The sequence below is a fragment of the Anaerohalosphaeraceae bacterium genome, from assembly GCA_035378985.1.
Taxonomy (GTDB): Bacteria; Planctomycetota; Phycisphaerae; order Sedimentisphaerales; family Anaerohalosphaeraceae; genus JAHDQI01.
In genome coordinates, this window is the sequence record DAOSUR010000002.1 from 181,343 (window position 1) to 193,545 (window position 12,203).

Consider the following 12,203-nt stretch of genomic DNA (forward strand, 5'->3'; position numbering starts at 1 on the left):
TTTCGGTAAGGCGGATCCAGTTGGCGATGGGAGAAGCGGATGGAGGGAAACCTCCATCTGCTTCTTCTCTACATTCTTATTTGACACACAATAATTTGGGAAAGCAAGTTCCAGAAGATGGGGGGTATTCAGGCCTTTGTTTGCCCCGTCGGGCAAAAAACCTGAATGGCCAGAGAAGTCCCTCTGTCAGCCGGCAGATCACGGAGACTGTCTTATGCGCAAAAGCCGAAAAAAATTGTGGATAGCGATGCTTTGGATTGGTTTGGCCGCATCGGCCGGTTTGCAGGCGGCGGCGACCTATACGAATCCGATTATTTCGGACGTTGGGCCGGCGGACCCGGCGGTTCTCTATTATGAGGGAATCTATTACCTGTATCCTACGGGGGATAATGTCAGTTATCATGTTTATACTTCATATGATTTGGTTCATTGGAGCAAAGGGCCGAAGGTTTTTGAGCCCGGGGGGGTGAATGTCTGGGCCTCGGATGTATTTTACAATCAGGCGGACGGGAAATTTTATCTCTATTATACGCAGGATTCGAAAATTGGGGTGGCTTCAGCGGATAAGCCCACCGGGCCTTTTGTAAATCAGGGTATTTTGCTGAACGGTTTTATTGACGCTCATCTGTTTCAGGATGAGGACGGCAGTTTGTATTTGTATTTCAGTGATGTCGGTCATATTTATGTGCAGCCGATGTCCAGTCCGACCCAGCTGACGGGCAGTCGTCAGATGATTCTGCAGCCATCCCAATCGTGGGAGATGCAATGGGGGTCGGTGACGGAAGGTCCGTGGATGCTCAAGCACAATGGGATTTATTATCTGGTTTATTCAGGCAGCGGTGCGGATTCACCGTATTATGCAGTCGGTTATGCGACGGCGACGAATCCAATGGGGCCGTTTACAAAATATGCAGGCAACCCGATTGTTTCCAGCGGCAGCGGTGTTTACGGGCCGGGGCATGGAGCGATTGTGAAGGATGCCCGGGGGAATCTATGGCATATTTATCATCAGAAGACGGATACGGAAATCAGCTGGAATCGTTTTATCTGTCTGGACCCAATGTGGTTTGACGGACAGGGGATTCTGCACGGGACTGCTACACGCGGTGTGCCGCAGCCGGCACCGGCTGTTGCGGAGAATGCGGGGGCGGCGGCATACTGGCGGTTTGAGGACGGCACAGCGGGCAGTTTCGTTGTTCATACAGCCTCCGATGGAGTGTACGCTCCGGATATTTTGGATGTGACAGGACGAGGAAATCATTTGAGCGTCTGGTCTACGGGCGGGGGCGGCGGGTATGCCTATCGTTCGGAAGTCGGCGTAACCCCGATTCCGCAGACGGGGGCTGCGAATACGCTGAGTGTGAAGAATACGGGCGGCGGGCCGGCGATGTGGTGCTCGGCGGATGAGCTGCAAACAATGACGCCGGCGGCTTTTACGGTCGAAGCGATTTTTAAGCTGGAGAACGGCGGGTACCGGACGATTGTGGGCCGGGACAGTTATGGAACAAACACAGGTACGCCGGCGTTGTCGGCGTTGTATTTCCAGGCGACGCCGAATAATCGGCTGGCGATTAAGTTCTGCGATGTTTCGGGGGTTTGGCATCAGGCGGTTTCGGCAACGAATGCCTTTGCCAGTTTTGATTATTCGACAAATCCGGACGGAGCGGGGGTTCCGTGGTATGCGATGGCCGGCGTCAGCGACGGACAGACGCTTTCACTGTATCTGATGCAGCTGGGGGTTGATACGGCCTATCGGCTGATTGCGCAGACCAACATTGCGGCCAGCGGCAGCCCGAATACCTCCCTGACGGCAGGGGCCGGCGACGGCGCGGATTGGGATGCAGGCGACTGGTCGGTCGGACGAGGGCTTTATAACGGCGGACATACAGACCGGGCCTACGGCTATATCGATGAGGTGCGAATCAGCCAGGCGGCCTTGGCACCGGAGGATTTTCTGTGCAGCCGGCGTGGGATGCCCGGTGTGATGGCCTACTGGCGGTTTGAGGAAGGGCCGGCGGATGCGCGGGTGCCGCACGGAGGACTGTCCGACGGTGCGTTTTATCCAGCGGTTTTGGATGCATCCGGCAACGGAAATCATTTGTCCTGCTGGTCGGATACCTTTGCCGGTCATGTGTACCGAACGGATGTGCCTGCCTCGCCGGTTCCGCAGATTCAGCAAACCAATCAGTTCAGTCTTCAGAATGAAGATTCTCTGCCGGGATTGTTTACGTCTTCGGCGGGCCGGACGGATGTCGTACTGGATTTGGAAACGTGGGAACCGTTTGCGTTTACGATTGAGGCGTCGTTTAAGCCCGGCGGAAGCGGATATCGGACCATTGTGGGGAGGGATGGAAGGGATGTGGCGACTATCAACAGTTCCTTGGCATCGCTGTATTTTCAGATTCTTCCAACGGATGCCGTAGCGATAAAGTTTGCGGATGTATCGGGCTACTGGCACGAGGCGGTATCGGCATCGGGTGTGATTCGCTATGACGGCCGGTGGTATCATATGGCGGCGGTTTGCGACGGGCAGCGGCTGCGGCTGTATCTGAATGATGTTTCCTCCGGGCTCGGTTATCAGCTTGTCGCTGAAACGAATCTGGCTGCTTCCGGCAGCCCGGATACGCGGCTGGTGGCGGATGATTCGGTCGGGACGGACTGGCACGGCGGCGGCTGGTCGGTCGCACGGGGGCTGTACAACGGAGGGCATACCGACCGGTTTTTCGGTCTGATTGATGAAGTTCGCATTTGCAGCCGAGCACTGGATGTATCGGAGTTTCTCTTCTATGAAGTCAAGTATGCCGGCATTGTTGCAGAGCCGGCGGACTTGACAATTCCTGAAAACGGCGGGCAGGGGTCATTGTTCTTCTCTCTGAAAAATCCGCCTGCTGGAACGGTGACGGTGCATCTGGCTGAACAGCAGCAGCGGGGACAGGTGCTTCTGGACAGGACCTCTCTGACCTTTACGCCGCTGGACTGGAATATGCCGCAGGCGGTGCTGGTTACGGCTGTGGATGACAATGAACTGGAAAATGACCGACAGGAGATTGCTCTTTCGGTGACGGTCGAGAGTGCCTCAGATCCGGAATATGACGGGCTGGAGGTCGAGCCGGTGGTTGTGACGGTTCTCGATAATGAATGCGGTGCGCTGGGATATGCCGTCTCCGACTTTACACTGGATTGTGCGATTGATATGGAAGATTTGGTCTATCTGGCGGAGGAATGGCTTGCGTGCACAGTGCCCGGTCAAGACGGATGTGAGAATCGAAGCGGACAATAGACAATAAACCCACCTGAAGGTGAAGATGGGAAAGGATAAGGTATGAAATGTTTTCGGAATGCCTGGATGACGGTGATTGTGCTGACGGCTCTTTTGGGGACAACAGGATACGGATGGACGCTCAAGCAGGCCCCGCTGATGACTCCGTGGGCCCAACAGGTGAATCCGGATGCTGTTTTGCCGGAGTATCCGCGTCCGCAGATGGTTCGTTCGGACTGGCTGAATCTGAACGGGCTCTGGCAGTATCAGCCGGGCAATGCAGGAGACCCGGTGCCGACGGGACAGACACTGTCGGGAGAGATTCTGGTTCCGTTTCCGGTGGAGTCAGCGATATCCGGAGTGATGGAGCATCATGAGCGGCTGTGGTATCGGCGGACATTTGAAGTACCGTCCGGCTGGCAGGGCCGACGGATTCTGCTGCATTTTGATGCAGTGGACTGGGAGGCGGAGGTGTATGTCAACGGTACCTCTGTTGGGATTCATAAGGGCGGATATGATCCGTTTACTTTCGATATTACTTCGTATCTGACCGGCAACGGACCGCAGGAGGTGATTGTGCGGGTGTATGACCCGACGAACAGCCAGGCGATTGCCTGCGGCAAGCAGGATTTGAATCCGAGCGGCATCTGGTACACGGCAGTCACGGGCATCTGGCAGACGGTCTGGCTGGAGCCGGTGCCCGAAGTGTCGATTGAACGCATCAAGATTGTGCCGGATGTGGACAATGGGCTGGTGCGGGTAAAGGCGATTGTTAGCGGCTCCGCGCAGGGGCTGACCGTGGAAGCTGTTGCCTATCAGGGAACGGAGAAAGCCGGCCAGGTGAGCGGGGCGGCGGGTGAAGACCTGAAGCTGCGGCTGCGAAATGTGCGGCTGTGGTCGCCGGACGACCCGTATCTGTATGACCTGAAGGTGCGGATTAAACAGGGGTCCCAAGTGCTCGACGAGGTGCAGAGTTATTTTGGAATGCGCAAGGTCGGGATTGGCATGGTCAACGGAGTCCAGCGGCTGCTGCTGAACGGAAAGTTTGTTTTTCAGATTGGACCGCTGGACCAGGGCTGGTGGCCGGACGGGCTCTATACGGCTCCGACGGACGAAGCGCTGAAGTGGGATTTGGATATGATTAAGGCGTTCGGATTCAATATGGTGCGAAAGCATGTAAAGATTGAGCCGGCGCGGTGGTATTACTGGGCGGACAAGCTGGGGCTTCTGGTTTGGCAGGATATGCCGAGCATGCGAAGCGATTCATCGGCGGCGCAGCGGACCCAGTTTGAGTGGGAACTGGAGCAGATGGTCGAGGAGCTGGGCAACCATCCGTCGATTATTATGTGGATTGTGTTCAACGAGGGATGGGGCCAGTATGATACAGTGCGTCTGACGCAGAAAGTGATGGAACAGGACCCGTCGCGGCTGGTTTCATGTGCCAGCGGCTGGACGGATTATCCAGTCGGGCATCTGATTGACAAGCACAGCTATCCGGCGCCCGGCGGTGTGGCTCCCACGGAAACCCGAGCCAGTGTCTGCGGGGAATTCGGAGGCATTGGAATGCGGGTGGACGGGCATATGTGGAATCCGAATTCGTGGGGCTACACGATGGTCAATACGGGCCAGGAGCTGGCACAGCTGTATGATGCGTATATTCAGCAGCTGGCCGGTCTGCGGGATGAACTGGGGCTCAGTGCCGGGGTTTATACGCAGATTACGGATGTCGAGGTGGAAATCAACGGGCTGATTACCTATGACAGAAAAGTGATAAAAGCCGATGTGTCGGCGATTCGACAGTCCAATGCAATGAATCGCTCCTTTGAAGGGGTTGTTCCTACGTCGGAAAAAACGGCTCAGATGTGGCGTTATACAACGAGTCAGCCGAATTCCGGCTGGATGAATGAAGGATACAATGATTCCGGCTGGTCGGAAGGCCCTGGAGGATTCGGGACGACGGGTACACCGGGTGCCGTGGTGGGGACGGTGTGGAGTACATCGGATATCTGGATTCGGCGGACGTTTACGCTGCCTTCGCTGACATCGGAGCAGATGGATCGCCTCGTGCTTCGGATTCATCACGATGAAGATGCCGAGGTGTATCTGAACGGCGTTTTGGCGGCTGCGGTGACCAATTATACGACCAGTTATGTCTATCTTCCGATATCCAAGGCGGCTCGAGCGGCCCTGCGGGCAGGCCAATCTAATCTGATTGCCGTGCATTGTCATCAGACGACAGGCGGGCAGTTTATTGATGTCGGTCTGGCCCTCGAGACCGTGCAGGCAACGGATGCCTGCGGACAGTGGGGGTATCCGTATGCGGACCTGAATCAGGACTGCCGGGTGGATTTCAGGGATTTGGCGATGCTGGCCTCCGAATGGTCCGGAATGCTGTGAGAAAACGTATGAGAGCTTGGATAGAAAACGACAGACAGATTATGGAGATGAGAATGGTTCGAATGAGTACGGCGAAAGAGAAGGGAGTCGGTTTTGGAGTTGTTTCAGCGTTTTGTGTACTTGGGCTGTTTGCCTCTGCGTGGGGGCTGCCGGCCTCGTCCCTGGTGCGTCCGCCTTCGGTGCCGCTGGCGGTTTGTGATCCGTATTTCAGCATTTGGTCGGCTTCGGACACGCTCTACGGGGATGTGACCCGGCACTGGACGGGGCGGCCTCATCCGCTCACTTCGCTGGTGCGGATTGACGGGACGACGTACCGGCTGATGAGCAAAGAGCCGGCGGACTTTCCGGTGCTTCAGCAGACCGGCCTTTCGGTGCTGCCCACTCGAACGCTTTATACCTTTGAAGGGGCCGGCGTTCGTCTTCAGATGGAGTTTCTGCAGGCGGCCCTGCCGGATAATATTGACCTGATGAGCCGGCCCGTGGTCTATCTGACATGGCGATGTTCCGCATTAGACGGGAAGAATCACGCGGTCAGTGTATACCTGGATGCCGGGATGGAACTGGTGGTTAATGAGCCCTCCCAGGAGGTTGTCTGGGAGACGCCTTCGATAGAAGGCTTGAAGGTCTTAAAAGCCGGCACGAAACAGCAGAATGTGCTCGGACGCAAAGGCGATGATGTGCGGATTGACTGGGGATATTTCTATCTGGCGGCATCCGAAAAGCAGCCGGTGCAGACCGCTATTGCCAAGGCAGAGGACTGCCGCAGGGAATTTACGGACAAGGGGGCGATGCCGACCCAGATGGACCGGCAGATGCCGCGGGCTGTTCGAGACAATGCACCGGTGATGGCAATGGAGTTTGATTTGGGCAAGGTCGGCGGCGACGGCAAAAGCTGTCGGGCTATTCTGGCCTATGATGATATTGAATCGATTCTGTATTTCGGCAAGCGGCTGCCGGCCTACTGGAAGCGGAACGGCAAGACCATCCAGACACTTCTGAGCGAGTCGGATAAACTGTATGACTCGCTTGTGCAGGCGTGCGAGCGTTTTGATGCGGAGCTGATGGAGGACTTATACAAGGCGGGCGGAGCCGATTATGTCGCCATCGGCTGTCTGGCATATCGGCAGGCGCTGGGGGCCAATAAAATAGCGGCCGACAAAAACGGCATGCCTCTGATGTTCAGCAAGGAGAACTTCAGCAACGGCTGTATGGGGACGGTGGACGTGTTTTATCCGTTTGCTCCGTTGGTGCTGCTGCTGAATCCGACGCTGGCGAAGGCCTCGTTTGTGCCGATTCTCGAATATGGACGCAGCGAGCGGTGGAAATTCCCGTTTGCCCCCCATGACATCGGGACCTATCCGCATGCGATGGGACAGGTATACGGGGGAGGCGAGCGTTCCGAGGAGAACCAGATGCCGGTCGAGGAATGCGGCAATATGCTGCTGCTGGTCGCCGCAGTGGCGGAAGCCGAAGGGACTATTGATTTTGCCCGTCAATACTGGGATGTATTGAGCCGCTGGGCGGAGTATCTGAAGGCCAAGGGACTGGACCCCGAAAATCAGCTGTGCACAGATGATTTTGCAGGGCATCTGGCGCACAATGTTAATCTGTCAATGAAGGCGATTACCGCGCTGGGGGCCTATGCGAAGATGGCCGAGCAGATGGGGCAGAAAGACACAGCGGCCGTCTATCGCAAAACGGCGGAAGAATATGCCAAGCAGTGGATGCAGATGGCCGATGACGGTGATCATTATCGGCTGGCGTTTGACAAGCCGGGCACCTGGAGCCAGAAGTACAATCTGGTCTGGGACCGTCTGCTGAAGCTGAATCTGTTCCCCTCGTCGGTGGGGGAAAAGGAGATGGCGTTTTATCGGAAGGTTCAGAAGCCTTACGGGCTGCCGCTGGATAACCGCAGCGATTATACGAAGCTGGACTGGATTGTCTGGACGGCGTGTCTGACGGGCAAGCAGGAGGACTTTGAAGCCCTGATTGCGCCGATTGTGCGGTTTCTGAATGAAACGCCGGACCGGGTACCGATGACGGACTGGTACTGGACGCACAATGCCAAACATCGCGGGTTTCAGGCCCGCCCCGTTGTCGGCGGTGTCTTTATTCGGCTGATGGACAATCCGGAGGTCTGGAAGAAGTGGGTTTCTCGTGCCGAACGCATACAAGGGATTTGGGCCCCGCTGCCGAAGCCGCCGGTAATTACAGAAGTGGTTCCGACCTCGCGAGACAGTGCCCAAATCTGGTTCTATACGTTTGAGAAGCCGTCGGACAACTGGATGCAGGTGCGTTTTGATGCGGCCTCGGCGGGCTGGAAGCGCGGGCCCGGCGGGTTTGGCACGCGCGGCACGCCCGGCAGCCGGGTGCGGACTGTGTGGAACACGTCGACGATCTGGCTGCGGCGGACCTTTACACTGGACAAAGAGATTCGCCCAGACCTGTGCCTGCTGATTCATCACGATGAGGATGCCGAGGTGTATATCAATGGTGTCCTGGCGGCCAAACTGGAAGGATATTCTACCGATTATCAAACCATCCCTCTTTCTCCCCAGGCACGGGCAGCTTTGCGGACGGGGAACAATGTGCTGGCAATTGCCTGCCGTCAGACTGGCGGAGGCCAATATATTGATGCTGGGTTTGCCTATGTAACCGAGCAGGAATAAGAACAGCGAACAGCCGGCGCAAAAGACGATAGGAGATTTTCAATCGGCACAAAGGACGGCCGACATTCTTCCATTCCCCAAAGCGGGTCTCTTCGATTGACGGATAACAGTTTCAGGAGCTGTTCTAAGGCCTGTCAGCCGTCGCGAGGGAAAAGACGGTACAAATTCCGCTCTCTCAGGACGGTTGGTAAGTGAATGCGGACAGGAAAATAAAGGATGTATTTATGACAATCCAGAGGTATTTTTGTGTAATTCTTCTTTGGGTGGGGCTGGCGGCAGCGGATTCCGTTACGGTTGTCGAGCGTCCGGATATTGCTTCGGTGAATCCGCATTATGTCGGCAGCCGAGCCCCCTTAAAGCCGATTTACTTTCTGGAACTGCCGGTCGGGTCAATTGAGCCGACCGGCTGGCTGAGAGAATATCTTAAGAGGCAGCGGGACGGAATGACAGGGCATCTGGAGGAAATCAGTGCCTGGCTCCAGAAAGAAGACAATGCCTGGCTGAGTCCTGACGGCAAGGGCAAATGGGGCTGGGAGGAAGTGCCCTATTGGCTGCGGGGCTATCAGGATTTGGCGTATCTGCTGAATGAGCCGGCGATGATGGCAGAGACAAAGTTTTGGATTGAGGGGGTCCTTCGCAGTCAGCGTCCGGACGGGGATTTCGGGCCGGATATGCGGCTGGAGGACGGCTCGAGGGACTTCTGGGGCAATATGGTGATGCTGTATTGTCTTCAGTCGTATTATGACCGGAGCGGAGATAAGAGGGTTTTGGACCTGATGCAGCGGTATTTCGCTTATCAGCTGACTGTGCCGGAGGAGAAGTTTCTGACGGGCTACTGGCAGCGGATGCGCGGCGGAGACAATTTGTACTGTGTGCTGTGGCTGTACAATCGGACAGGCGACAAACAGCTGCTCGATTTGGCGGAGAAGATTCATCGGCGGACGGCCGACTGGCGGATGGAGGGCGACCTGCCCAACTGGCACAATGTGAATATTGCCCAGGGCTTTCGGGAGCCGGCGGTTTATTTTCTCCTGAGCGGCAGTTCCCGTGATTTGGAGTTTGCCAACAGAAATTTTTGGGAGGTGCGGAAGCGCTTCGGGCAGGTTCCAGGAGGGATGTTCGGCGGGGATGAAAACTGCCGAGTCGGATTTGACGACCCGCGGCAGTGCATTGAGACCTGCGGCATTGTTGAACAGATGTTTTCGGATGAGATGATGATGCGCATATCGGGAGACCCGTTCTGGGCGGACCACTGTGAGGAGGTCGCATTCAATATGTATCCGGCGGCGGCGATGCCGGATTTCCGGGCCCTGCGGTACCTGACGGCGCCGAATCAGCCTGTCAGCGATGGGGCGGACCACCATCCGGGTCTGGATAACAGGGGTCCGTTTCTGATGATGAACCCGTTCAGCCACCGGTGCTGTCAGCACAATCATTCGCACGGCTGGCCCAATTATGCCAAGTCGCTCTGGTGGGCAACCCCGGACAGCGGGCTTTGTGCAGCGATGTACGCGGCCTGCCGGGTCAAGGCCAAAGTCGGCAAGGGAGTGCAGGTCATCCTTGAAGAAGAAACGAACTATCCGTTTGAAGACCAAATACGGCTGACGGTGCAGCTGTCTGAGCCGACGGCGTTTCCGCTGTATCTGCGGGTGCCTTCATGGTGTTCAAAGGCCTCTGTGCAGCTCAACGGACAGCGTGTGTCGATAGAACCAAAGGCGGGCCGATACATCCGGATGGAGCGTACCTGGCGGGACGGAGACCGGCTGGTGCTGAATCTGCCGATGGAGCTGCGGGTGCAGCGGTGGACGGCCAATCAGAACAGTGCAGGCGTTTCCTATGGGCCGCTGATGTTTTCGCTGAAAATTCAGGAACTGTATGTGCAGGCAGACAGCACAAAGACCGCCGTATGGGATTCAAAGTGGCGGGCGGATGTCAGAAAGGAACAATGGCCTTCCTTTGAGATATACCCGGCGTCGGCGTGGAATTACGGTCTGGTGCTGAAGGAAACCCGGCCGGAGGAAGGATTTGAGCTCATTCGAAGGCCCTGGCCGGCCGATGATTTTCCGTTTACGCCGGAGGCGGTGCCGCTGGAGCTGAAAACCACGGCGAAAAAGATTGTCAGCTGGACGCTGGATCAGTACGGCCTGTGCAGTCCGCTGCAGAACAGTCCCGTTCGGTCCAATGAGCCGTCGGAGACGGTGACGCTGATTCCGATGGGGGCGGCACGGCTGCGGATCTCCGCCTTTCCGGTGATTGGAGAAGGCCCGGAGGCGAAGGAATGGAAACCCCAGACATTTCCCAGGCCGCCGCTGACTTCCCTGACGGCTTCGTATTTGCACGATGAACTATCGGCTTTGTGTGACGGGCTCGAACCGAGCCGTTCCGCAGACCATTCCATCCCGCGATTTACCTGGTGGGACCGAAAGGGGACAACGGAATGGGTGCAGGTCTGGTTTGAAAGGCCGCAGGCGATTTCAAAGTCTGAAGTCTATTGGTTTGATGATACCGGTATCGGACAGTGCCGAGTGCCGGCATCGTGGCGTCTGCTGGTTCTGGAAGGGGCGGCGTGGAAGCCGGTGCATGTTTCAGGGGACTATCCGGTTGTCAAGGACGGCTGGAGCCGCGTTGCGTTTAAGCCGGTTCAGACGCGGGCGGTACGTCTGGAGGTTCGGCTGCAGGACGGCTTTTCCGGAGGGATTCTTGAGTGGAAGGTGCAGTAGAATACAAACCTTTTTGGATGGGTTGGGGGCTGTGCTTTCTTGTCGGACTTACAGGTCCGGGTGTGATGTCATTTGCCTGTATAGAAGACCTTCCGGCCGGCAGCATTTTTTCACAGTGGGGTCGCGAGACGCTGGAGACAATCGAACGAGACCATCGGCTGGCGGGCGGCGGGTATTCGGAAGACCAAAGCCGCACGGAACCGGCCTATGCATGGGGACATTCCATCCTGCTGCTGGCCTATGCGCAGGCGGCAAAAGCGGATTCTGTCTTTTGCGAAAAGACGGAGAACCTGATTGACTTTCTGCAGTCGTATTGGGTTCAGGAAAACGGCATCGGCGGCTATGACTGCTTGCCGGAAGGGCGCAAGAAGGTCGAACGGTATTATGATGACAACGCCTGGATTGCCATGGGCCTGCTGGATGCGTATGAGGCCTGCAGAAAAAAAGACTTTCTGGAGCAGGCGAGGAAAACCATCGAGTTCTGTTTGAGCGGTGAAGCGCCGCAGGGCGGCATCTGGTGGCGCCAGGAGCCGGCCTCCCCCGGACGCGGACGAAATACCTGTTCGACGGCACCGACGGCCTTTGCGTGTCTGCGCTATTGCGAGCTGACGAAAGACACGGGCTTTCTGGAAACGGCACAGCGGCTTTTGCAATGGCTGGAAAAGACGCTCCAGGATGAGGATGGACTGTTTTTTGATCACATTCGGCAGGACGGGCGAATTGGGCGGCGGAAATGGTCGTATAACTCGGCGATGCCGATTCGAAGCTGGGTCCGGTTGTATCGACTGACAGGCCGAGAAGAGTATTTGCAGAAGGCTCTGCGGACGGCGCTGGCCGCTCGAGAGCGGTGGCTGGACGAAAAGACAGGGGCTTTGCACTGTGAAGCGATGTTTGCCTTTACCCTGATTGAGGCGTGGGTCGAGTTAGCGGAGGTTTCCGGTCAGGAAGAGTGGATGCAGAGGGCCCGAAAAGGGATGGAGTATGTTTATCAGCAGGTGCGGGACAAGGAGGGGCGTTATTCAAAACGTTGGGACCGGCCGAATCCGGAACCGATTCAGGAATGGAAGCTGCTGTATCCATCGGCGGCGGCCCGGGGATATTGGGCCCTGGCGGCGGCTTACAAAAACAAAGAAACCAACCAATCAATACGGGAGTGAC

General features: G+C 56.7%; 5 protein-coding genes. All 5 read left to right on the forward strand.

The genetic code is table 11. The features are described 5' to 3' along the window. The first annotated feature begins 214 nt into the window (after window positions 1-214). The 5 genes from PKY88_03040 (at window position 215) to PKY88_03060 (ending at window position 12,202) form a co-directional block, all read left to right on the forward strand. A complete protein-coding gene (locus PKY88_03040) occupies window positions 215-3,280 on the forward strand; it encodes a family 43 glycosylhydrolase (protein ID HOQ04175.1) in 3,066 nt (1,021 codons plus the stop codon). A 42-nt stretch (window positions 3,281-3,322) separates the two neighbouring features. Further along, complete coding sequence (locus tag PKY88_03045; protein HOQ04176.1) at window positions 3,323-5,656, forward strand: glycoside hydrolase family 2 TIM barrel-domain containing protein; 2,334 nt, start codon at window positions 3,323-3,325, stop codon at window positions 5,654-5,656. Window positions 5,657-5,664: 8 nt separating this feature from the next. Continuing rightward, window positions 5,665-8,325: a DUF4965 domain-containing protein gene (locus PKY88_03050; protein HOQ04177.1), complete on the forward strand. Its 2,661-nt coding sequence runs from the start codon at window positions 5,665-5,667 to the stop codon at window positions 8,323-8,325. A gap of 224 nt (window positions 8,326-8,549) precedes the next feature. Next, the gene (locus tag PKY88_03055) at window positions 8,550-11,045 is read left to right on the forward strand and encodes a glycoside hydrolase family 127 protein (GenBank protein HOQ04178.1); all 2,496 of its coding nucleotides are present in this window, start codon (window positions 8,550-8,552) and stop codon (window positions 11,043-11,045) included. Beyond that, window positions 11,030-12,202: a glycoside hydrolase family 76 protein gene (locus PKY88_03060; protein ID HOQ04179.1), complete on the forward strand. Its 1,173-nt coding sequence runs from the start codon at window positions 11,030-11,032 to the stop codon at window positions 12,200-12,202. Before PKY88_03055 ends, PKY88_03060 begins: the two co-directional genes overlap by 16 nt. The last annotated feature ends 1 nt before the right edge of the window (window position 12,203 follow it).

What these genes read in the sequence shown, in the direction of transcription:
- PKY88_03050 (HOQ04177.1), top strand. Translation starts at nt 5,665, where the DNA reads ATGAGAGCTTGGATAGAAAACGACAGACAGATTATGGAGATGAGAATG.
- PKY88_03055 (HOQ04178.1), top strand. Translation starts at nt 8,550, where the DNA reads ATGACAATCCAGAGGTATTTTTGTGTAATTCTTCTTTGGGTGGGGCTG.
- PKY88_03045 (HOQ04176.1), top strand. Translation starts at nt 3,323, where the DNA reads ATGAAATGTTTTCGGAATGCCTGGATGACGGTGATTGTGCTGACGGCT.
- PKY88_03040 (HOQ04175.1), top strand. Translation starts at nt 215, where the DNA reads ATGCGCAAAAGCCGAAAAAAATTGTGGATAGCGATGCTTTGGATTGGT.